A 21,345-nucleotide genomic window follows, 5' to 3' on the forward strand; every position below is an offset into this window, starting at 1 on the left:
TCCGTCCGGCCGGGGAGGGGAGTGCGATGCGCCCGTCGTACGGGAGCGCGGCCGTCGTCCGTGAACATGCGGGCGGCCCCGGCGCCGCAAGGCACCGGGGCCTGTCCTCCCCTGTGTCCGACCTGGAGCCCCGAGCTCTCGAGGTCGGTCCCGCGGGCCCTCATCCCCGAGTGGCCCGCCTCCCGGTGAACATCTCCCCGCGGCTGCCGCCGTCAATCCTGGGAAGCAGTCACTCGTACGAGCGGTGTTGTCCGCCGCACCCCGGTGTTCGAATAGGAGTTCGATAGTCTGGCCGAGATGACCGACCGGTGACCCAGGGAGAGAAGGGGGTGCCAGCAGCTATGGCGCGGCGCATCGATGTGACCGGAACGGACGGCGTACGCCTCGCGGCCTGGGAGTTCGCCGGGCCGCCCGAGGCGGGCGCGGACGGCCCTCGGGCCCCCGCCGTCTTACTGCTGCACGGCCTGATGGGCCGGGCCTCGCACTGGGCGTCCACCGCCGCCTGGCTCGCCGGGCGCCACCGCACGGTCGGCCTCGACCAGCGCGGCCACGGCGACAGCGGGAAGCCCGCCGACGGCCCCTACACCCGTGACGCCTACGTGGCGGACGCGGAAGCGGTGATCGAACAACTGGACCTCGGGCCGGTCACCCTCGTCGGCCACTCCATGGGCGCGCTCACCGCCTGGCAGCTCGCCGCCAAGCGCCCCGACCTGGTCCGCGCCCTGGTCATCTGCGACATGCGCGCCTCCGCGCTCGGCGCGGCCTCGCAGCGCGAGTGGGAGGACTGGTTCCGGACCTGGCCGCTCCCGTTCGAGTCCCGGGAGGCCGCCCGGCGCTGGTTCGGCGAGGAGGACCCCTGGGTGGAGCAGCCCAACCCCTCGCGCGGCGCCTTCTACGCCGCGGTGATGGAGGAGGCGGCGGACGGCTGGCGGCCGGTGTTCTCCCGCCGCCAGATGCTCGCGTCCCGCGCCACCTGGGTGTACGACGCGCACTGGGAGGAGCTGGCCCAGGTCCGCTGCCCGACGCTCGTGCTGCGCGGGCTCGACGGCGAGCTGGGGCGGGCGGAGGCGCAGGAGATGGTCCGGGTGCTGCCGCGCGGGCAGTACGCGGAGGTGGCCGACGCCGGCCACCTCGTGCACTTCGACCGGCCGGAGGACTGGCGCGCCGCGGTCGAACCGTTCCTGGAGCAGTCGGCGGAGGACAGCCGGGACGACCGCGAACCGGTCGCCCCGTAACGGCCCCGCCTCCGCCTCCCCGTAAAAGCCCGCCGCCCGGCGGTCAGCCCTTGCTGACCGCCCACAGGATCTCCGGCAGCCGTCCCGCCATGCGTGGGGCCGCCAGCCGCAGCCCGGCCCAGGCGATCAGCGCGCCGTACCCGCCGCCCACCGGCAGCAGCACCCACAGCCAGTCCGTGCGCCCCGTCACGTGCAGCGTGACGGTCAGCGCGATCACCGGCGCGCTCAGCACCGCCGCCGAGACCATCCCGCCCAGGATCGAGATCCAGGCGATCCCGGCCTGCCCCGGCGCCACGTTCTTGAACGCGCCCTCCTGCGGCACCGAGTACGGGAAGCTCACCGACGCCAGCGCGCCCGTCGCCAGCATCGCGCCGAGCAGCGCGAACGACAGCCCCACCACCCCCGGCAGCACCGGCCAGTCCGCGAGCAGCGCCGCCGTCACCACCGCCACCAGCACCGTGTACGGCAGCGTGATCAGCAGCAGCGCCAGCGCCCGCGCCCGCAGCTCCAGATACGCGTCCCGCGTCGAGGACACCGTCTGCGCCACCATCCAGAACGCCGAGGTGTCCTGGCCGAACTGGTTGTACATCTGGATGCCGAGCATCCCGGACGCGAAGCAGGCGAAGTACACCGAGCCCTGCCCCTGCACGGCGTTGATCAGCGGCACGATCAGCCCGACCGCCAGCGCGGTCACCCAGGCCGCCTTGGTCTTCGGATCGCGCGCCACATAGCGCAGGGACCGCTGCATCACCGTGCCGGTCCGGCCCTGCGGGAGCAGCGCCCACAGCCCGGCCCCGGTCCGGCCGGTCCGCTCGCGGCCCGGCTCGGCGGCGGCGGTCGTGGAACCGTCCGGCGCGGTCATCAGCCGGGTCAGCGTGCGCTGCCACAGCCACAGCAGCGCCACCAGCGCCGCCGCCGCGAGCAGCAGTTGGGCGGCGGCCCGTCCATACGCCTCCTCGGCGGCGGAGCCCACCGCGCCCACGGCCGACGCGGGCGGCAGCCAGCGCACCACGTCCGCCGCCGGTTCGAGCGCGGACAGCCCGCCGGCCCGGCCGAGCCGCTGGATGCCGAAGTTGACGACCTGGATGCCCACCGCGATCAGCAGGCCGCTCAGGACCGCCAGGTCGCGGCCCTTGCGCGAGGTGAGCAGCCGGGTGTTGGCGGCGGCGACCGTACGCGCCAGCGCCACGCAGACCAGCAGCGTCAGCGGCACCGCGAGCACCGCGCAGAACACCGTGGCCGCCCCGCCCGCCAGCGCCGCCACCCCGCCGGCCGCCAGGCACAGCGTGAACAGGGGACCCAGCCCGATCAGCGACGACACCAGCAGCGCGGTGATCAGCGGCCGGGGCCGCAGCGGCAGCATGACGAGCCGGGTCGGGTCCAGGGTCTCGTCCCCGGCCGCGAAGAACAGCGGCATCACCGCCCAGCCCACCGCCACCACGGCGACGAGCAGCACCACCAGCGCCTCGGCGTGCGCGTGTCCGCGCAGCAGGACCAGCCCGAACACCTGGCCCGCCGCGACCAGCAGCGCGGCGACGACCGACACCACGTAGACGGCCCGGCGCCCGGCGGACTGGCGCAGCCCGTTGCGCAGCAGCGCCAGTTTGAGCCGCGCGAAGACGGGAACCAGCGCCGCGGCCCCGCCCGCCCCACCGGCAACCCTCGTGCCACCGGCTCCCCCCGCCGGGGCGTCGAGCACGCTCATCGGTCGCCGCCCAGCCAGTCAAGCCCCTCACCGGTGTCGCGGTCGCCCGCGCCCACCAGCTCCAGGAAGGCGCTCTGCAACGACGGCGCCTGACCGCGCACCTCGGCCAGCGGGCCCTGCGCCCGGATAATGCCGGCGGCCATCACGGCCACCCAGTCGCACAGCGACTCCACCAGCTCCATCACATGGCTGGAGAACACCACGGTCGCCCCGGACCGCGTATAGCGCTCCAGGACCTTGCGGATGGTCTGCGCCGAGACCGGGTCCACGCCCTCGAACGGCTCGTCCAGGAAGAGGACTTCGGGATTGTGCAGCAGCGCGGCGGCCAGCCCGATCTTCTTCCGCATCCCGGTCGAGTAGTCGATGACGAGCTTGTGCTGCGAGCCCGCCAGATCCAGCACGTCGAGCAGCTGGGTGGCCCTGCTGTCCACCTCCTGCCCCGGCAGCCCGCGCAACCGGCCGGTGTACGCGAGGAGTTCGCGGCCGGAGAGCCGTTCGAACAGCCGCAGCCCCTCCGGCAGCACCCCGATCCGGGACTTCACCGCGACCGGGTCGCGCCAGACGTCGCGCCCGCCGATCTCGATGCTGCCCCCGTCCGGCCGGAGCAGCCCGGTGACCATGGACAACGTGGTGGTCTTCCCCGCCCCGTTGGGCCCCACGAGCCCGACGAACCGGCCCGCCGGCAACACCAGATCGATGCCGGCGACCGCCGTCTGCTCACCGAACCGCTTCCACAACCCCTCGACGCGCACCGCGGGCGGCGTCGCCCGCGGTGCGCCGGCCTCCGCGTCCCGGCCCGTCTCCCCGTGTGCTGCCCGGTCCGCCATGTACACGCCCTTCGAAGCCGGCCCCGTACGTACGTGGGGACCAGCCTACGAAAGGCCGTCGCGGGCGTCCGCCGCCACCCGGCCGCAGGCGTACGCCAGCGGGCCGATCAGCTCCTCCACCTCGGGCAGCCAGCGGTTGGCGGTGGTGGGGCAGCGGGCCCACTGCACCGCGCCCGCGCCGCCGATCCGGGTGGGCGGCGCCACCACGTACGCGCCCTCGCCGACCCCGCGCAGCCCGATCGCCGGCGCGTTCCAGCCGACCCGGCGCGCCAGGTCCTCCGTCTTGGCGGCGGCGCCCGGCAGCACGAAGAACTGCATCCGGCGGTCCGGGGTGCGGGTGACCGGGCCCAGCGGCAGGCTCATCCGCTCCAGCCGGGCGAGCGCCAGGAAGCCCGCCGACTCCGGCACGTCCACCGCGTCGAAGGCGCGCCCGGTCGGCAGCAGCACGGCCGCGTCCGGCTGCCGCGACCACATCCGGCGGGCCGCCGCGCCACTGCCGGTGGCCCCGCCCGCCCAGTCGTCCCCGACGGGATGGCCGCCCGGCGCGGCGCACCCGTCGTCGCCGCACGAGCACCGCCGGCCGGAGCCGGCCGGCTCCAGCCAGGTGCCGGGGCAGACCTCCCAGTGCCGCTCCTCCGCGTACCGCACGGCGGCTTCGAGTAACGATTCGGCGCGCTGGCGCGGGACCTGCGCCGCTTCCCTGACTCCGATGGGCTCTTCCACGCCCGGCTCAACTACGGGCTTCACGAAGAGTTACGGCCCGGTCTCCCACGGTTCCGCACGCGGGGCGCACGGATGCATGGGCGGGGGCGCGCGGGAGAGGGCCGCCCTCCGGGTGGGTAGCTGGATACGGGACATCCGGGCGGGGGCGATGCGGCGCGGCATTTTAGTGACCGCACGTGACGAATCGAGGCGAGTCGCGCGGAAAGTGACCAACACGATGAATCAGCGCATTTCTCAGTCATATGTCGGGCAGTGATCCGCCATCGATCACCGCGGCCCCAGGGGGATACACCATGGCAGCCAGGCCACTTGTCGCACGCCAGCCGAACGAACGGCTCCAGGCGCTCATCCAGGAAGCCGGATGCTCCAACGCGGGCCTCGCCCGCCGCGTCAACATGGTCGGGGCCGAACGCGGCCTCGACCTGCGCTACGACAAGACGTCCGTCGCCCGCTGGCTGCGCGGCCAGCAGCCGCGCGGCCGGGCCCCCGGCACCATCGCCGAGGCGCTGGGCCGCAAGCTCGGCCGTACGGTCACGATCGACGAGATCGGCATGGCCAACGGCAAGAACCTCGCCTCCGGCGTCGGCCTCCAGTTCGCCCCCACGGTCATCGGGGCGATCGAGCAGGTCTGCGAACTGTGGCGCAGCGACGTCGGCCGCCGCGACTTCCTGACCGGCTCCTCCGTCGCCTCCTCCGCACTGGTGGAACCCAGCCGTGACTGGCTCATCACCGGCGCCGACCCGCAGGTCGAGCGCACGGCCGGCTCCCGCGTCGGCATGCCCGACGTCGAGGCGGTGCGCGCGACGACCGCCGCGCTGGTCGACCTCGACCACCGCTTCGGCAGCGGCCATGTGCGCCCGGTCCTCGTCCACTACCTCAACAGCGTGGTCTCCGGCCTGCTTTCGGGCGCCTACCGCGAATCGACCGGCCGTCAGCTCTTCGGGGCCGTCGCGCGGCTCACCGAACTCGCCGGATACATGGCCGTCGACACCGGTCAGCCCGGCCTCGCCCAGCGCTACTACATCCAGGCGCTGCGCCTGGCGCAGGCGGCCGGCGACCGCGCCTACGGCGGTTATGTGCTGGCCGCCTCGATGAGCCATCTCGCCGCCCAGCTCGGCAATCCGCGCGAGATCGCCCAGCTCGCCCGCGCCGCCCAGGAGGGTGCCCGCGGCCGGGTCACCCCGCGCGCCGAGGCGATGTTCTACGCGGCGGAGGCGCGCGGCCACGCGCTCCTCGGGGACGCGCGGACCTGCCTGGAGGCGGCCGGTCGGGCCGAGGCCGCCCTCGACCGGGCCGACCCGGACAGCGGGGACGACCCCGACTGGATCGCCCACTTCGACCACGCCTACCTCGCGGACGAACTGGCCCACTGCCACCGCGACCTCGGGCAGGCGGAGGCCGCCGCGCGCCGGGCGAAGGAGTCCCTGGACGGCCACCCGGAGTCCCGCGCCCGCCGCCGGGGCATCGGCCTCGCGCTCCTGGCCACGGCCCAGGTGCAGATGCGCGAGGTGGAGCAGGCATGCCACACGGGGACGCGGGCGATGGAGCTGCTGGGCACGGTGCGTTCCAGCCGGGGCGCGGAGTATCTGGAGGACCTCCAGCAGCGTCTGCTGCCGTACGGGGACGAGCCCGCGGTACGGGAGTTCGGCGCCCGGCTGGAACTCCAGGCGGCCTGAGAGCAGTCGCCTTGTCACACCTGTGTCACGGGCCGGTGAAGGACAACGGGCGCTTGGCAAGCGTCCGCTGCCACCCGATAGCGTGAGCCGACGATTCCGTAGTTGACGTGTAGGAGTCCCGGTGACACAGAGCGGACAGGGCGACGAGCAGCAGCCCCCTGCTGTACGGCCCCCGGACGGCGGTCAGCCGTGGGGCCCCGGGCCCGACGCCGGTCGGCCCCCGTCGTACCAGCCGGGTCAGCCCCCGCAGCCGCCGTACGACGGCGGGCCCGCCTACGGCCAGGCGCCCCAGCAGCCCGCGCCCTACGGCCAGGGCGGACAGCCGGCGTACGGCCAACAGCCCCCCGCGTACGGCCAGGGGCAGCCGCTGCCGCCCGCGCAGCCCCAGCCGTACGCGCAGCCCCTGCCGCCCGAGGCCGGGCCCGCCGCCGCGCCCGGCGGCGACGCCGACGCCACGCAGTTCATCGCGCCGATATCCGGCGGGCTGCCGCCCGAGAGCCCGGCGGAGTCCACCCAGTTCCTCGGGCGCGCCCCGCAGTACCCGCAGTCGCCGCAGCCCGGTTTCCCGCCGGGCGGGCCGGACGCCGAGGCGACGCAGTACATCCCGCCCGTGCCCGGCGGCGGCGCCCCGTACGGCGAGCGGCAGCCGCCCGCCGAGTTCGACAACCTCTTCCGCAGCGACGTGCCCGAGGGCGCGACGCAGCAGATGCCCCGGATCGACCCGGCCCCGCAGGCCCCGCGGCAGCCGGGCCACCCGCAGCAGCAGGGCCACCCGCAGCAGGGTTTCCGGCAGCAGCCGCCCCCGCCCCCGTACAACGGGCCGGCGCACGACGACGAGGACCGCGGCGGGCGGCGCAGGAAGTCCGGCGCGGTGCCCCTGATCGCGGCCGTCGTCGTCGGCTGCGCGGTCATCGGGCTCGGCGCGGGCGCGCTGATGAGCGGCGGCGACGAGGACGACAAGGCCAAGGAGCCGGTCGCGTCCGCCAGTACGCCGGGCGCGAGCGAGCCCGCGAAGGAGAAGGAGCAGCCCCCGGCCGACCCGGCGAAGCCGCAGGCCGAGGCGCTGGACAAGCTGCTCGCGGTCAGCAACAACAGCCGGGCGGCGGTCGTCGGAGCGGTCGAGAAGACCAAGACCTGCACCGACCTGGACAAGGCGGTCTCCGACCTCAAGGGCGCCGCCAAGCAGCGCCGCGACCTGGTCACCCGGCTCCAGGGCCTGTCCCTGGACAAGCTGCCGAACCACGAGCGGCTGAGCGCCTCGCTGACCAAGGCGTGGCAGGCGTCGGCGTCGGCCGACGACCACTACGCCGCCTGGGCCGCGCAGGCCAAGAGCAAGAAGGTCTGCAAGCACGGCCACGCCCGCGCGACCTCGCACACGCGGGCGGCGACCGCGAAGAGCGGCGAGGCCAGCGCGGCGAAGCGGCAGGCGTCCGCGCAGTGGAACAAGATCGCGGAGAAGTACGGGCTCACCAAGCATCAGGCGACCGAGCTCTGAGCACCCGGCGCCCGGTACGCCGCGCGGCCCGCACCACCCCCCACCGGTGGTGCGGGCCGCGGGCGGCCCCGGACGGCCGGCTCAGCGGCCGGCGCTGGCGTCGACCAGGGTCTCGGTGACGTCCACGAAGCCCTTCCGCGTGGCGACCAGCCGCCCGTTCCGCACCACCTGGAGCGTCACCTTGGTGTTGACGATCCGGGGGTACGACTTCGAGCCGATCATGTCCTCGTAGTGCCAGCGCAGCGCGGGCGTGAGGCCGCCGGTGTCCACCCTGGCGCCCTGCTGGAGCGCCGCGGTGACCTTCCCGGCGGTGATGTCGGGCTCCCGCATCGCCTCGACGAGCGACCGCAGCACGGTGTACGCGATCCAGGTCGTCTGCACGCCCGTGTCGTCCGGGTCGATCCGGTTGTCGCCGAAGGCGTGCTCGCGGATCACCCGGCGCATCTCGTCCCACCGCGCGTCGCCCGGCGGCGGGTACCAGCCCGTGACGTACGCCCCCTCGAACGGGCTGTTCCGGCCGCCGGTGCGGTCGATGAGCGGCTGGTCGACGCTGCCGAGCACCGAGGCCACCCGCACCCGGGTGCCCTCCGGTTCCAGCCGCCGGAACGAGTCGAAGAACGTCTCCGTGCGGTCCCCGAGCACGGACGTCACACAGCCGCCGCCCGTACCGGCCACGGACAGGGCCCGTTCCGCCTCCCGGCCGTACGAGGTGGCGTCCTCGGCCGCCGGTATGTCGAGCGGCTCCGGGCGCCCCGCGCCGTCGAGACCGGTGGTCAGCAGCCACGCCTGGCTCCAGCCGGCCAGCGTGTCCGGCCGCACCAGCGAGACCCGCTCGCAGCCCCGGGCGAGCTGCACGGCGGTCCCGGCGAGCAGCGCGGGCTGGCCGCCGGTCAGCGGATAGGAGCTGTAGCTGCTGTACTCCTCCTCGGAGGCGCCGTAGCCGCCGATGTACGGGATGCCGGCGACCTGGAGCGGCGCCATGAACGCCTGCCCGTGCCGGCTGTACGAGCCGAGGACCGCGACCGCCTTCTCCTTGACGGCCCGCCGGGCGCAGTCGCCGGCCCCGGTCGCGGTGTCCTGTTCGTCACAGGTGACGACGCGCAGCCTGTGCCCGTCGATGCCGCCGGACTCGTTGACCCAGCGCCCGTACGCCTGGGCCATGGCGGTCATCCCCGCCATGTTGGCCGCGTCCGGGCCCGTGGCGCCGCTCGGCGCCCACGTCATGACCGTGACGGGCTTCCCGGAGGCCCCCGATCCGCCGGGGAGCGCGCCACAGCCGGTCAGCAGCAGCGCCCCCGCCGCCACCGCGCCGGTGAGCGTTCTGAAGGGGCGGGTGGGGGAAGAGGGGCGTCGCCGTCCGGTCATGGGCCCTGAGCCTTCCGCGTGCCGGGTAACACCGCGCTGTGGACTCGTCAACGCTCGGTGACGTCACGGTGAACGCCAGGGGCCGGTCGGGACCGCCGGGAAGGGAACGTACGATCGACAACCGTGCAGCAAGGTTCCGAGAACTCTTCCCGTCGCGGCCGTCGCTCCTCCACCATGGGCGGCATGCCGCTCAACGACCTTCCGTGGTGGCGCTGGCGCAGCAATGTGCGTTCGGCGCTGCACATGCTCTCCGACCCCGTCTTCCACCGCGAGTACTGGCTGGCCGGCCGCGAGGGGTACGGCGACGTCACCGACGCCGTGTACCGCCTCGTCGAGGACACCTGGCTCGACAACTGGTCCGCCGAGAAGTACGTCGGCACGATCTTCCGGGACGCCACCGAGGCCGCGCTCGTGGACGCCGCGGTGCTGCGGGTGCTGCGCATCCTGCACCAGGTCGGGGCGGACGCCCACGTCTCCGTCTATCTGGACCATCCGGGCTGGCCGGAGGCCGTCACGGCCGCGCGCGAGGCCCACGTCCTGCTCTCCACCAACGACGGCGAGGACCCCGACGTCGCGCCCCGGTCCCTGGACGTGCTCCGCATTTTGACGAGGACGCCATGACCGGCCGACGGTGTGGCACGCTACGGGGATGACCGCTCCGCAGCCCACCGCCTCCGAACAGTACGTCCTCACCCTGTCCTGCCCCGACAAACAGGGCATCGTGCACGCCGTGTCGAGCTATCTCTTCATGACCGGCTGCAACATCGAGGACAGCCAGCAGTTCGGTGACCACGACACGGGACTGTTCTTCATGCGGGTCCACTTCTCGGCGGGCTCCCCGGTCACCGTGGACAAGCTGCGGGCCAGCTTCGCCGCGATCGGCGACTCCTTCGCCATGGACTGGCAGATCCACCGCTCCTCGGAGCGGATGCGGATCGTGCTCATGGTCAGCAAGTTCGGCCACTGCCTCAACGACCTGCTGTTCCGGTCCCGCAGCGGCGCCCTGCCCGTCGAGATCGCCGCCGTCGTCTCCAACCACCCGGACTTCGCCGAGCTCGTCGCCTCCTACGACGTGCCGTTCCGGCACATCCCGGTGACCCGGGACAACAAGCCGCAGGCCGAGGCAGAGCTGCTGGAGCTGGTGCGCGCCGAGAACGTGGAACTGGTCGTCCTGGCCCGCTACATGCAGGTCCTCTCGGACGACCTGTGCAAGCAGCTGAGCGGCCGGATCATCAACATCCACCACTCGTTCCTGCCGAGCTTCAAGGGCGCCAAGCCCTACCACCAGGCGCACGCGCGCGGCGTGAAGCTCATCGGCGCCACCGCCCACTACGTGACCGCCGACCTCGACGAGGGCCCGATCATCGAGCAGGAGGTCGAGCGCGTCGGCCATGGCGTCACCCCCGACCAGCTCGTCGCCATCGGCCGCGACGTCGAGTGCCAGGCGCTGGCCCGCGCGGTGAAGTGGCACGCGGAACGCCGCATCCTGCTCAACGGCCGCCGCACGGTGGTCTTCGACTGAGCCGGACCGTCACAACCGGCTGAGCGAGGCGGCCGCGAACAGCACGTCGCGGATCGCCTCGCGGTCCCCGCGCTGACCGGCCGCCGCCTCCACCGGCTGCACCCGCCCCGCCACCAGCCGGCAGAACTCCACCCCGTCGAGCGCGACCTGCGCCACGCTGTGCTCGGCGGAGCCCAGGGCGGCGGGGGAGTCCAGCGCGACGTACCAGTCGCCGCCGCCCGAGCCCTCGATCTCCAGATGCAGCGAGCGCCCCGGCGAACCGGCCGTCACCAGCTGCCGGGCCGGGCCCGCCAGCCCCGACCTGCGCCGTACCGCGAGGGCGGCGGGCAGCATCCGCACCGCGAGGTCGATCATCCGGTGCAGATGCCCGGCGGACGGCGGTTCGTACGGATAGTCCACCGCCTTCGCGATGTCCCAGGCGTGCACCCAGCACTCGAAGGCCCGGTCCAGCAGGGCGTCCTGCAACGGCAGCGCGAAGTCCCCGTACGACACGGACAGCTCCGCCACCCCGCGCCCCGCGAACGACACCGTCCGGATCAGCGTGTGGCTCTGCTCGCGCCACGGGCCCCGGACGGCGCGGGTGGGCGGGACGCGGGTCGAGGCCCAGTACGCCTCGGTGCGCGCGGTGGGCGTGAGTGGGGCGCCGGGCAGCGGGTCGCCGAGCCCCAGGGCGGCGCCGATCAGCGCGTCCACGGTCGTCAGATGGCCGATCACCCCGGCGACCGTGGTCCGGCGGCTCGCCGGGCGCTCGCCCTCGAACCACTGGAGCCGCACCGGGGCGTGCCACTCGGCGTCCGCGATGTCCCGCAGCAGCGCGTCGAGCCGGGCCGTCTCGGCGTCGTACGGGGCGGCCCAGTCGGGCACCGGGATCTTCGCGGGCCGCCGGTTCAGACAGGTCTCCAGCACGCGGGCCCGCAGCAGCGGATCGAGGTCCAGGCTGCGGTCGGTGTGCAGCAGCCCCACGGCGTCCCGCAGCCGCAGCGCCTCCTCGGCGCAGGGCGAGCAGTCGGTGAGGTGCGCGTCGACCGCGGCGGCCTCCTCCGGGGAGCAGGCGGCGAGCGCCCATGCCCCGAGCAGCGCCTGGAGCACGCGGTGCGGCAGTACGGGGGCGGGTGGTGCGGACGGTGCGGGCACGGCCGCCTCCGGTGGTGGCTGGGGCTGCGCCGGTGGCGGCAGCGGTACGCGGCTCAGGTCGCCGAAGTCGTCGGCGGGCGGCCGCGGGCCCGGTATGCGGCGGGCGCCGCGTACCTCCTCCTCGCGGCCCTCCTCGTCCCGGCTGTCCGTACCACCGCTCACAGCGCCCTCCCGTACCCCGGCGGCGGGGCGCCCTCCGGCGGGCGGGTCCGGGCGGTGGCCAGCAGTTGCAGCCCGAGCCGCAGCCGGCGCCGCGCCTCGTCCTCGGTGACCCCGAGGTCCGCGGCGGCCTGCCGGTAGTCCCGGCGCTGCGCGTACGCCAGCTCCAGGGCGGCCCGCAGCGGGGCGGGCATGGACGCGACGATGTAGTCGGCACGGGCGGCCGAGGTGGCCCGGCGCACCCGTTCGTCCAGCTCGTCCGGGGCGTCGGGGCCACCGTCGGCGTCGGCGCGCAGCCGGCGGACGGACTCGCGGTGGGTGAGATGGGCCACCCAGGCCCGCATGGAGCCCTGCTTCGGGTCGTACGCCTCCGGATGCTCCCAGACGTATCCGAAGACCTCGCGGGTGACCAGGTCGGCGGCGTCCTCGTCGTCCAGCATCCGGTTGGCCTGGCTGTGGACGAGCGCGGCGAACCGGTCGTACATCTCGCCGAGGGCGGCCGCCTCGCCGCGTGCCAGCCGCTGCTGAATCCTGCGATCCCAGCGGGGTGGTGCGATTTTGGCCATCTGACCTCCCGCCTCCGGCCGCGGAAACCTGGTGTCCGTCCTCGTCGTTCCGTCCGAATGTAGTCGGCCACCCCCACTGAACACGCCCCTTTACGGCAAGTACGTCCCTCGGGGCGTCCTGGATGGTAGGGAATGCGACCCCGCCGTCTGACGGAATCGGACCCGAAGCGATCATTTCTGCCGGAATCGTTTCCGGACCGGTCCTTCGTGGCCGGTGTTTCGCGAGAGGCCCATGGGGGCAGCGGCGAAAGGAGGAACGCAAACTTCCGGATCACCGGGCTCGCCGGAATCCCCGGAGCGAGAGGCCCAGTCGTGACCCTGAAAGTCTCGGAGACCGAGCGGGGCGGATGGACCGTGCTGCACATAGCCGGTGAACTGGACCTCCTCACCTCCGCCACCGTCCGCCAGTCCGTGCACGACGCGGTCGCCGCGGGCCGCCACGACGTGGTGCTCGACCTGTCCGGGGTCCGGTTCTGCGACTCCAGCGGGGTCGGCGTGCTGATCGCCTCGCGCCGCCTGATGCGGTCCTGCGGGGGCCGGCTGCGGCTGATCCTTCCGGCGCGGGGCGCCGAGGAGGGCTCGCACGTCAACCGGGTGCTGGCCGCGCTCGGGGTGCGCCGGCTGTTCGACGTGTATCCGGACTGGGATGCGGCCGTCGATGAGGAGTCCGAGCCGCTGACGGCCTGAAACAGCCGTATCCGGGGGTGCGGACGCGAGCTGTCACGGGGCTGAATCAGGTAAGTGACACGTGACGCCCCGGGGCGTCGTACTCTCCCCGCATGGACAGCGCAGAGTATGAGCGCAAGATCGCCTTCCGCTTCGCCGCCTTCGACCAGGACGGCAGTGGATACATCGATCGCGCGGATTTCAACGCCGCCGCGGCCCGGCTGCTCACCGAGTTCGGTACGACGGCCCGCTGCGACAGGGGTCAGGCGCTCTACAGCGGCGCCGAGGCGTTCTGGCAGGGCATGGCCGGCATCGCCGATGTGGACGGGGACCAGCGGGTCACCCGTGAGGAGTTCGTCGGGGGCGCGGTGAAGCGGCTCCGGGACAACCCGGAGCGGTTCGCGGAGATCGCCCGCCCGTTCCTGCGGGCGGCGCTCGCGGTGGCGGCCGGGCCCATGGGCGACGGCGGGGCGCCGGTGGCCGCGGTCGAGCGGGCGCTGCGGGTGCTCGGGGCCGGGCCGGAGGCGGCGGCGTTCGCCGCGCAGAGCCTGGACGTGGACCGGGACGGCGGGGTCGTCGAGGACGACGCGGTGGCCGCGCTCGCCGCGTACTTCACGGTGATCGAGCCCGAGTAGCGGGGCGGTCGCGGGGGAACGTCACGCCCGGGGGCATTCCGCCCCTGGGCGTGACGCAGCGCGACCATCGACGGGCGATCACGGCTTGTGCCGTTTGCGTGCTTCGTCACGGGGTGGAGTCGGTGCCCGACTCAGGTACCCTCCGAGGCATGCGAGTGGATCTGGAACCTGGCGGTCCGGGTGTGGCCTGTGCGGCGCGTCGGGTCCGCGAGGGGTGCTCCGCCCGTGGTCGGAGCGGTGTGGCCGGGTCTGCGGGGGAGACGATTCTCCGGCCGACGCGGTGCCGTTGTTCGACTCTCCGCGATGTGCGTCGCACAGTATGCACCACGCGTACTCCTTCGCGCTGGAATATGCCCGAAGCGCTTGTTGCGGTGACTGTACGTCAACCATGCTGTGGTGCAAGGGAATCACGTTCCGTGACCCTGATGAGGAGGCGCGAGGCGATGTGTCCGCCGGTTCGGATGGTGTGAGCGGTGCAGGTGCTTCAGGTTCAGTTGGAGGTCGGGCCCGACCCCTCCGAGGTCGGACGGGCCCGCAGATGGGCGCGCTCACGGCTCGCCGGGTCCGGTCTGGCGGATGACGAGCCGCTGGCCGAGACCCTGATCCTGCTCATCTCGGAGCTGGTCACCAACGCGGTCGTGCACACCGGCTGCCCCGCCGTGCTGCGCATGCTGTTCGGCTCGCCGGGCGGGCCGGGGAGCGTCGGGACGGTCCGGGTCGAGGTCGCCGACGCCAGCTGCCGCCCGCCCCAGCAGCGGCACGCACGCGGTGAGGACACCGGCGGCCGCGGCCTGGAACTGGTGGACGGCCTGGCCGACCGCTGGGGCTGGCAGCCGGAGGGCGCGGGCAAGCGGATCTGGTGCGAAGTGGACCGCGCTGTCCCGCTCGTCCAGGTGCGGCTCCAGCCCGGCACGCACGGGGTCGTCCAGGGCGCCGAACCGTCCCACGCGGTCCCGCGGGGCGGCTGAGGCGGCTGCGCCGGGCGGCCCTTCGAGCCCTTTGACGCCGCCGGGCCCTCAGAACCGGTTCCCGGCCGCCGGGCTGCCCGCGGCCGGGCTGCCCGCCGTCGCGCGGAACGTACGGCGGTACACCATGGGCGAGACGCCCAGGGCCGCCCGGAGATGCTGCCGCAGGGACGTGGAGGTGCCGAACCCCGCGTCCCTGGCCACCTGGTCGATGGACAGGTCGGTGGACTCCAGCAGCCGGCGCGCCAGCTCCACCCGCTGCCGGGTCAGCCACTGCACCGGGCTGACGCCGACCTCCTCGCGGAACCGCCGGGTGAACGTCCGTACGCTCATCGACTCCTGCTGGGCCATGTCCCGCAGCAGGATCGGCCGCTCCAGCCGGGCCAGCGCCCAGGCCCGCGCGGTGGTCGTCGTGGCGAACTGGGTGTCCGGGACGGGCCGCTGGATGTACTGCGCCTGGCCGCCCTCGCGGTGCGGCGGCACCACCGTGCGCCGGGCGACATCGTTGGCGATGGCCGTGCCGTGGTCGCGGCGCACCATGTGCAGGCAGAGGTCGATCCCGGCGGCGACCCCGGCGGACGTCAGGACGTCCCCGTCGTCGATGAACAGGACGTCCGGGTCGACGCGCACGGCGGGGAAGACCCGCTGGAAGTGGTCGGCGTAGGCCCAGTGCGTGGTGGCGGGGCGCCCGTCGAGATAGCCGGCGGCGGCCAGCACGTAGCTGCCGGTGCAGATGGACACCATCCGGGTGCCCGGCCGTACGTACGCGAAGGCGGCGGCCAGCCCCTCGGTCAGCCGGCCCTCGCTGTGCACGGGCCCCAGCTCGTAACTGGCCGGGACGACGACGGTGTCGGCGGTGGCGAGCGCCTCGGGGCCCTGGCCGACCATGATCGTGAAGTCCGCGTCGGTACGGACCGGGCCCGGCGGACGTATGGAACAGGTCACGACGTCGTACAGCTTGCGACTGCTCCGGCCCTGGGTCCCCAGAGGGCGGGCGAGCCCGAAAATCCTCTGGGGAATGCCCAGTTCGAAGGGGAGAAGCCCATCAAGGGCGAGAACGACGACCCGGTGCGGCACAGCGGACTCCCTTCGGCCCGGCCCGGCCCAGCAAAAAGGCCCTAGCTGGTATAGACCATAAGCTGATACATGTCCTCGGTGTGAAGGAAAAGTCAGCAGATCCCGTGTGCGTTCCCGCCGCGGGCCCCCCGGCCGCCCCCGGCGGCCCACCCTCGCTCCCGCACGTCGAAGAACCGGGCCGGCAACTCTGGAACCGTGGATTCCGGCTGTTCTTCGTCGCCCGGACCGCCGCCGTCTTCGGCGACGGAATGATCCCCGTGGCGCTCACCGCCGGCCTGCTCGACGCGGGCCGCCCCGCCTCCTCGGTCGGCTACGCGCTGGCCTGCTGGATGGGCCCACTCGCCCTGTTCGTGCTCTTCGGCGGCGTCCTCGCGGACCGGTTCACACCCCGCCGCATGATGCTCATCGCCGACGCGCTGCGCCTGGTCGGCGCCGCGGTGCTCGCCGTCTCCTTCTCCACCGGCAACCCGCCGCTGTGGACGGTGTACGCGCTCAGCTCGGTGGCCGGCGTCGGGGCGGCGCTGTTCCAGCCGGGCGTCGCCTCCACCGTGCCGCGCGTGGCGCCGGACGTGCAGCGCGCCAACGCCGTACTGCGGGTCTCCGAGGCGCTGATGACCATGGCGGGCCCGGCCTTCGCCGGCATCCTCGTCGGCCTGGCGAGCGCCGGCGCGGTGTACGCGGCCAACGCCTCCACCTTCCTGGTCTCCGGAGCCTGCCTCTTCCTGCTCCGGCTGGCCCCGGCCCCCTCGGACGACGCGCCGCGCGGCTCCTTCGCCGCCGAACTGATCGGCGGCTGGAAGGAGTTCACCGCCCGCAGCTGGCTGTGGGGCGTGATCGCCGTCTGGACGGTCTACGGCTTCGCCGTCCTCGGCCCGATGCTCCCGCTCACCGCCGTCCGGGTCACCGAGGCGCACGGCTCCGGCACGTACGGCGCGATGATGGCGGTGAACGGGGCCGGCAGCGTCGTCGGCGGCCTCCTCGCCCTGCGGCTGCGCCCCCGCCGCCCGCTCGCGGCGGGCGCCGTCGCCCTCACCGGCGTCTGCGTCAACCTGGTCGTCCTGGGCCTTGGCCTCTCCGTACCGGCCCTGGCCGTCGGCCAGATCGTCGCCGGCGCGTCCGCCGCCTTCTGGCTCGTGATGTGGTCCACCACCGTCCAGACCCACATCCCCCCCGAATCCCTCAACCGCCTCCACGCCTACGACGTGGCCGGCTCCCTCCTCATGGTCGCCGCGGGCCGTGCCCTGGCCGGCCCGGCAGCCGACCGACTGGGCACGGCGGAGGTCCTGATAGCCGGCGCGGTGATCAACCTCGCGGTGGTGGCCGTACTCCTGGCATCCCGCCCCATCCGCAACCTGGAACGCATCCCCTGACGGGGCCGCGGGAGCCCGCCGCGACCGCCGGCGAAGCGGTCGCGGATCAGCCGGGTCAGGGCGTCTCCAGAGCGCGGAGGCCCGCGCGCACGGCGGCCGCGGCCTCGTCGAGCTCCCGGCGGTCCCGCTCCCGCCAGTCGGCATCGATCCTGAAGCCATCGCCGGCGAAGCGGGGAAAGACATGCAGATGGACGTGGAAGACCTCCTGGAAGGCGGCCTCCCCATCGGCGAGGAACAGATTGACCCCGTCACACTCCAGCCCCGACCGACGCAGCGCCCGCCCCAGCCGATGGGCCACCCTCCACATCCGGACCCCGACCTCCTCCTCCAGATCCTGCAACCCCACCGCGTGTGCCCTCGGGACGACGAGCAGATGGCCCGGGGTCACCGGCTGAAGGTCCATGAAGGCCACCACCGACTCGTCCTCGTGGACCAGACTCCCCTCGGCCTGCCCCCGCACAATCCCGCAGAAGACACATCCCCCGCCTGTCACGACCCGGCTCCTCCCCACGCAAGTTGCCCACCGCTCCAACGGAACCGGAAACGCGCCGAACCACGCAAACGAGTTACGCCCGGCCCGGGCCGGCATCGGCCAGTTCATGCGACAACGCGCATACCCGCGTCCCCGCATGGACGCGGCGCCCCACCCCCCTCTAGCGTCGTCGGACAGCCGGCCCGACCGGGGCCGACAGTGAGGGGCTCGTGGAAATCCCCGAGTCGGTTCTCAGGGAGGCGTTTCGTGCACTTGGCTGGTGACGCGTGGAACGACTGCTTCGATTCGATGGAGCGTGAGGCGTGGCGGCTGGAGACGCTGCCCGTCTACACGATGCCCCAGGAAGCGGAGAAGCTGACGCGGTTTCTCGCGGGGGAGAAGTCGCCGGACGATTACACCTCGGCGTGGATGGACGAGGTCCGGCAATGGACGTCGGAGGGAAAGAGCGTCGGCCGGGTGCACATCGTGACCCGCCCGCTCTCGGATTACCTCCGGTTCGAGTTCGAGTACTACTACCGGCACCACGTCCGGGCGGGTGAGGACATCAGAATCCTCGACCTGACCGACGGCGAGAAGCCCGCCCTGCCGGACCAGGACTTCTGGATGTTCGACGAGTCCACGGTGGTCCTGATGAACTACCGGCCGGACGGCACGCAGATCAGCCGGGAACTGTACGAGGGCGACCCGGAACCGTACCGGCGGTGGAAGCGAACCGCCGTCGCCGCATCGGTTCCGTTCCTGGAGTACGTGAGCGGGTGACGATCGATGCCCGGTGTTGCACGGAACGGGCCCGGGGCTCGTCGGAACAGGTGGATCAAGAACCGTCACCCGGCGTGGGGCAGGTCTGTGAGCAGGTCCCGAACGGCGGAGTGAGATCCATGCTGGTGGCGGAGCGTGGCGGTCACCTGCGTCAGGTGGTGATGAACGCGGTGGGAACCGACCTGTCCTGCCAGCGCAAGGGCTTTGCGGGCTGCGTCGACGGCTCCGGTGATGTCGCCGGTCTGGGCTCGGGCATTGGCCAGCTCACTGGCGAAGAGCATTCTGTCGCGAGGGTAGCCCTCGGGGTCGTCGACAGTGCGGCCACCGAGGTAGGGCTCGGCGAGCTCGGGGTGGTGGGCGGCGAGCAGGGCCCTCCCGGTTTGGGCGTCGACGGCCGACGGGTTGAGCCACAAGGTCCACCAGGGCTCTGCGCCGTCGCGAGCCGAGGCCAGGTGGGCGCGGGTCTGCCCATCGGCTCGGTGCAGGGCCTCGGTGTCGCCCATCCTTCCTGCCAGGGCGATGCGGCGCATTTCCACGACGGCCCGCAGACGCGGGGTGAGCGCCTGGGGGCGACGATTCTCCGCGACATCCAGGAGCGTTGAGGCTTCGTGGTATTGGCCGAGCCAGGACTCCTGATACGAGGCTGAGGCGAGGAGGTTTACGGTGGCACGGTGAATTTCGGCGGCGTCCGCAGCCTCACGGGCAAGACGCAGGCCGGTCTGGTAGACGCGTTGAGCCTGCGGGTGATGGCCGGCGTCGAAGAGCATCCAGCCGTAGGTCTCCGACATTTCGATGTACGCGGTATGCAGACGCAAACCTTCAGCGGCCCCATAGCGGCACTCCGTGGTCAACTTGCCGAGGTTCTGCCAGACCCCGCCGGCCCAGAGCAGGGTGGAAGCACTGCCTTCGCTGTCGTCGAGTTCCCGAGCTTGCTGTACGGCGCGCTCGACGGTGGTCGTCAACTGCGGAGACACACGGTCGCCGTCCTGAGCCGCGCGCAGTAGTGGTGCTCCGCTCATCAGCAGGTCCAGGGCAGGTGCGGTGGCGACAGCCCCCGACAGCAGGATGAAGGAGCGTCGCTGCATGGGGACCTCTCCCTGGATGTCGCGGAGTAGTTCGGTGGCGGTGGCGTCGTAGGGGTGATCCAGCGGGCGGTGGCGGCGCGGCCGGGGACGGTCCCAGCCCAGCAGAGCCGGCGTCAGCGCACGGCCGGTGTATTGCGAGAGCACGGCGAGGACATCGGCCCCCACCTCGGCGGAGGGCCGCCCTCCACGCATCCACGGATAGCCGGTCTTGCGGTGAAGAGGTAATGAGCCGCGCTTTGCACGGTGCTGGTTGACACGAGCAAGGAGTTGTTCGGGACTCCATCCGAGCCCGGTCAGCAGTTCACGGAGCGGGCTGGGTTGTGGTGTGTGGCTCACCGGACTCCCTTTGCTGCGGGGCTGCCCTCAAGTGGACGTTAGCACCGAGGGAGCTCCGCAGGCAGGGCCGCTCACGGGCTTCGGGTGTAGTTACACCAGGTGGTGCAGCACACGATGTCCGTGTGCTGCACCGGGTCCACCGCTTTCACCGCCGCCTTCTCTTTTCAAGTGTCGGGCGTGTGGGCTGTGATCGATCTCCAGGGGACCTCGGCGCAGCACCGTGAGTGCTGCGAATTACGGGAGTTCACACGGCATTCAATACTGCGGACATCAAGGGCAGGGAGAGCACCATGCACTTCCCGTACGAGGCACTGGAACTTTCGCCGACTCTGGCAATGCGGTGGGAGCGCTACGTCAGCCGGCGCGACCGCCCCCGCGACCAGGAAGAGGGGCTGTGGCGGCGCACCCAGGACCCCCGCAACGCGGTGGAATCGGGCTGGACCGGCCCAAAGGACGGCCGCCGCCGCATCCTGCATTACCGCTACCGCTACCGCTACGACACCAAGCGGACCGGCGGCGGGACGGTGCTGACCGTCCCCGAGCTGTACGTCTTCCACAGCGCCTCGTACCCGGCGGCGGAGTTGGCGTTCCACTTCGACCTGGTGCGCAAGGCGCTCGCGGACGGCGGGTGGCAGCCGGGGGCTCGGGCCCGGTGGCGGCGCGGGGGCCTGGAGTGCACGGTGGTGCCGAACCGCGTGCACCCGCAGGACGAGCTTGCCGGGCGCACGCTTCCGTCCGGGTACGAGAGCCTGGACGTGACGATCACCTCCGCCGGACACATGCCCGCGCTGCGTGACCAGGACATGCCGTGGACGGTGTTGGCGGCCGGCATGCGGATCAAGGAGGAGCGGGGTAACCCGACGCTGATCCCGGACCTGTCCCGGATGGTTGACTTCCTGCCGTTCCAGGTCGAGGTGGGGTGCGGCATGTCGGTGGAGGCCGGGGTGCCGCCGCTGCACCGGCTGCACGAGGTCTACCGCGTGACGAACATGGACGACCACCGGTTCGTGCTGTCGCCCGGAAAGGACACGTTCCTGCCGGAGATCCTCGGTGCGCCGGAGTCGAAGATGCCGGAGCTGACCGAGATGACCCGGGCATGCCTCCAGGCGGAGCCGACCATCGGGCACCGGACCCTGCGCGGCCTGGCGGACTCCGGGCACTTGGTGGGGCCGGTGATCACCAACAACTTCGACGGTCTGACGGCACGGGCGGGGTTGGACGAGCACTACGTCCGCCGCTACCACGAGCAGATCCCCGACATCCCGCTCCTTCCGGGGGCAAAGTCGCTGCTGGTGATCGGCAGCCACGCCGACCGCCGCCGGGTGCAGACCCGTGCCCGCGAGCGCGGCATGAAGGTGTTCTTCCTGGACCGTGAGGGCTTCGAGGAGGGGTCGGTGTTCCGCCCGTACCTGGTCGAGGGCGCGCGGGACGAGGACTTCATGTGCCGCCGCGAGGCGACCCCCGCGCTGCTCGAACTCGCCGCCCACCTGGACGTCAAGGTGCCGGCCGCGGCCTGACGCCCCTCCCCGCGCGGTGCCGGGTGGCCGGCTCG

At 72.9% G+C, this 21,345-nt stretch carries 20 protein-coding genes; 11 read left to right on the top strand and 9 right to left on the bottom strand.

Features of this window, described 5'->3' with window-relative positions:
• Positions 1–341 precede the first annotated feature (341 nt).
• Positions 342–1,235, top strand: a complete 894-nt coding sequence (locus DNK56_RS20835) for an alpha/beta fold hydrolase (protein WP_111336987.1) — start codon at positions 342–344, stop codon at positions 1,233–1,235.
• A gap of 43 nt (positions 1,236–1,278) precedes the next feature.
• Here DNK56_RS20835 and DNK56_RS20840 read toward each other — a convergent pair whose 3' ends face one another.
• From DNK56_RS20840 to DNK56_RS20850, 3 genes are read right to left on the bottom strand one after another with little or no spacing between them, the layout of a single operon-like run.
• The gene (locus DNK56_RS20840; protein ID WP_111336990.1) at positions 1,279–2,940 is read right to left on the bottom strand and encodes a transporter; all 1,662 of its coding nucleotides are present in this window, start codon (positions 2,938–2,940) and stop codon (positions 1,279–1,281) included.
• The gene (locus DNK56_RS20845; protein WP_111336992.1) at positions 2,937–3,767 is read right to left on the bottom strand and encodes an ABC transporter ATP-binding protein; all 831 of its coding nucleotides are present in this window, start codon (positions 3,765–3,767) and stop codon (positions 2,937–2,939) included. The genes DNK56_RS20840 and DNK56_RS20845 overlap by 4 nt, the downstream gene beginning before the upstream one ends.
• 45 nt (positions 3,768–3,812) lie before the next feature.
• Complete coding sequence (locus tag DNK56_RS20850; protein WP_111336994.1) at positions 3,813–4,490, bottom strand: bifunctional DNA primase/polymerase; 678 nt, start codon at positions 4,488–4,490, stop codon at positions 3,813–3,815.
• Positions 4,491–4,783: 293 nt separating this feature from the next.
• Between DNK56_RS20850 and DNK56_RS20855 the strand changes: the two genes are divergently transcribed.
• Both DNK56_RS20855 and DNK56_RS20860 read left to right on the top strand, forming a co-directional pair.
• On the top strand, positions 4,784–6,166 hold the full coding sequence (locus DNK56_RS20855) for a transcriptional regulator (protein ID WP_111336996.1): 1,383 nt from the start codon (positions 4,784–4,786) through the stop codon (positions 6,164–6,166).
• A 121-nt stretch (positions 6,167–6,287) separates the two neighbouring features.
• Positions 6,288–7,661, top strand: a complete 1,374-nt coding sequence (locus DNK56_RS20860) for a hypothetical protein (protein WP_111336998.1) — start codon at positions 6,288–6,290, stop codon at positions 7,659–7,661.
• 81 nt (positions 7,662–7,742) lie between these two features.
• On the opposite strand, the gene DNK56_RS20865 is transcribed toward DNK56_RS20860, so the two are convergent.
• The gene (locus DNK56_RS20865; RefSeq protein WP_111337000.1) at positions 7,743–9,026 is read right to left on the bottom strand and encodes an ABC transporter substrate-binding protein; all 1,284 of its coding nucleotides are present in this window, start codon (positions 9,024–9,026) and stop codon (positions 7,743–7,745) included.
• Between the two features lie 174 nt (positions 9,027–9,200).
• Between DNK56_RS20865 and DNK56_RS20870 the strand changes: the two genes are divergently transcribed.
• Positions 9,201–9,647, top strand: coding sequence for an SCO4402 family protein (locus DNK56_RS20870; RefSeq protein WP_111337002.1), 447 nt, complete (start codon positions 9,201–9,203; stop codon positions 9,645–9,647).
• A 28-nt stretch (positions 9,648–9,675) separates the two neighbouring features.
• Positions 9,676–10,548: a formyltetrahydrofolate deformylase gene (gene purU / locus DNK56_RS20875; RefSeq protein WP_111337004.1), complete on the top strand. Its 873-nt coding sequence runs from the start codon at positions 9,676–9,678 to the stop codon at positions 10,546–10,548.
• Between the two features lie 9 nt (positions 10,549–10,557).
• Here the strand turns inward: purU and DNK56_RS20880 are convergent, their stop codons facing one another.
• Positions 10,558–11,844: a zf-HC2 domain-containing protein gene (locus DNK56_RS20880; RefSeq protein WP_111337006.1), complete on the bottom strand. Its 1,287-nt coding sequence runs from the start codon at positions 11,842–11,844 to the stop codon at positions 10,558–10,560.
• Positions 11,841–12,407 carry an RNA polymerase sigma factor gene (locus tag DNK56_RS20885; RefSeq protein WP_111337008.1) on the bottom strand — a complete coding sequence of 189 codons (567 nt, stop codon included), beginning with the start codon at positions 12,405–12,407 and terminating at the stop codon, positions 11,841–11,843. The genes DNK56_RS20880 and DNK56_RS20885 overlap by 4 nt, the downstream gene beginning before the upstream one ends.
• Before the next feature lie 312 nt (positions 12,408–12,719).
• Here DNK56_RS20885 and DNK56_RS20890 point away from each other — a divergent pair, with 312 nt between their 5' ends.
• From DNK56_RS20890 to DNK56_RS20900, 3 genes are all read left to right on the top strand, one after another.
• Entirely contained in the window at positions 12,720–13,094 is a 375-nt protein-coding gene (locus DNK56_RS20890; protein WP_111337010.1) for an STAS domain-containing protein, read from the top strand.
• 92 nt (positions 13,095–13,186) lie between these two features.
• Positions 13,187–13,708: an EF-hand domain-containing protein gene (locus DNK56_RS20895; RefSeq protein ID WP_111337012.1), complete on the top strand. Its 522-nt coding sequence runs from the start codon at positions 13,187–13,189 to the stop codon at positions 13,706–13,708.
• A 473-nt stretch (positions 13,709–14,181) separates the two neighbouring features.
• Entirely contained in the window at positions 14,182–14,676 is a 495-nt protein-coding gene (locus tag DNK56_RS20900) for an ATP-binding protein (protein ID WP_111337014.1), read from the top strand.
• 48 nt (positions 14,677–14,724) lie between these two features.
• Here the strand turns inward: DNK56_RS20900 and DNK56_RS20905 are convergent, their stop codons facing one another.
• The gene (locus DNK56_RS20905; RefSeq protein WP_111337015.1) at positions 14,725–15,750 is read right to left on the bottom strand and encodes a GlxA family transcriptional regulator; all 1,026 of its coding nucleotides are present in this window, start codon (positions 15,748–15,750) and stop codon (positions 14,725–14,727) included.
• Positions 15,751–15,854: 104 nt separating this feature from the next.
• Here DNK56_RS20905 and DNK56_RS20910 point away from each other — a divergent pair, with 104 nt between their 5' ends.
• A complete protein-coding gene (locus DNK56_RS20910) occupies positions 15,855–17,120 on the top strand; it encodes an MFS transporter (RefSeq protein ID WP_111337016.1) in 1,266 nt (421 codons plus the stop codon).
• A 55-nt stretch (positions 17,121–17,175) separates the two neighbouring features.
• Here DNK56_RS20910 and DNK56_RS20915 read toward each other — a convergent pair whose 3' ends face one another.
• Positions 17,176–17,613, bottom strand: a complete 438-nt coding sequence (locus DNK56_RS20915) for an HIT family protein (protein WP_241990032.1) — start codon at positions 17,611–17,613, stop codon at positions 17,176–17,178.
• 246 nt (positions 17,614–17,859) lie between these two features.
• On the opposite strand from DNK56_RS20915, the gene DNK56_RS20920 reads away from it, so the two are divergent.
• Positions 17,860–18,372: a DUF6879 family protein gene (locus tag DNK56_RS20920; RefSeq protein WP_111337018.1), complete on the top strand. Its 513-nt coding sequence runs from the start codon at positions 17,860–17,862 to the stop codon at positions 18,370–18,372.
• A gap of 65 nt (positions 18,373–18,437) precedes the next feature.
• Here DNK56_RS20920 and DNK56_RS20925 read toward each other — a convergent pair whose 3' ends face one another.
• A complete protein-coding gene (locus DNK56_RS20925; protein ID WP_241990033.1) occupies positions 18,438–19,793 on the bottom strand; it encodes an XRE family transcriptional regulator in 1,356 nt (451 codons plus the stop codon).
• Positions 19,794–20,083: 290 nt separating this feature from the next.
• Between DNK56_RS20925 and DNK56_RS20930 the strand changes: the two genes are divergently transcribed.
• Positions 20,084–21,310 carry a Sir2 family NAD-dependent protein deacetylase gene (locus DNK56_RS20930; RefSeq protein ID WP_111337019.1) on the top strand — a complete coding sequence of 409 codons (1,227 nt, stop codon included), beginning with the start codon at positions 20,084–20,086 and terminating at the stop codon, positions 21,308–21,310.
• Positions 21,311–21,345 lie beyond the last annotated feature (35 nt).

It is taken from the genome of Streptomyces sp. AC1-42W, assembly GCF_003248355.1.
Classification (GTDB): Bacteria; Actinomycetota; Actinomycetes; order Streptomycetales; family Streptomycetaceae; genus Streptomyces.

Excerpts from the sequence above, each read along its gene's own strand:
- DNK56_RS20870 (WP_111337002.1), top strand. The coding sequence starts at position 9,201 with ATGGGCGGCATGCCGCTCAACGACCTTCCGTGGTGGCGCTGGCGCAGC.
- DNK56_RS20865 (WP_111337000.1), bottom strand. The coding sequence starts at position 9,026 with ATGACCGGACGGCGACGCCCCTCTTCCCCCACCCGCCCCTTCAGAACG.
- DNK56_RS20845 (WP_111336992.1), bottom strand. The coding sequence starts at position 3,767 with ATGGCGGACCGGGCAGCACACGGGGAGACGGGCCGGGACGCGGAGGCC.
- DNK56_RS20895 (WP_111337012.1), top strand. The coding sequence starts at position 13,187 with ATGGACAGCGCAGAGTATGAGCGCAAGATCGCCTTCCGCTTCGCCGCC.
- DNK56_RS20840 (WP_111336990.1), bottom strand. The coding sequence starts at position 2,940 with ATGAGCGTGCTCGACGCCCCGGCGGGGGGAGCCGGTGGCACGAGGGTT.
- DNK56_RS20930 (WP_111337019.1), top strand. The coding sequence starts at position 20,084 with ATGCACTTCCCGTACGAGGCACTGGAACTTTCGCCGACTCTGGCAATG.
- DNK56_RS20885 (WP_111337008.1), bottom strand. The coding sequence starts at position 12,407 with ATGGCCAAAATCGCACCACCCCGCTGGGATCGCAGGATTCAGCAGCGG.
- DNK56_RS20835 (WP_111336987.1), top strand. The coding sequence starts at position 342 with ATGGCGCGGCGCATCGATGTGACCGGAACGGACGGCGTACGCCTCGCG.
- purU (WP_111337004.1), top strand. The coding sequence starts at position 9,676 with ATGACCGCTCCGCAGCCCACCGCCTCCGAACAGTACGTCCTCACCCTG.
- DNK56_RS20855 (WP_111336996.1), top strand. The coding sequence starts at position 4,784 with ATGGCAGCCAGGCCACTTGTCGCACGCCAGCCGAACGAACGGCTCCAG.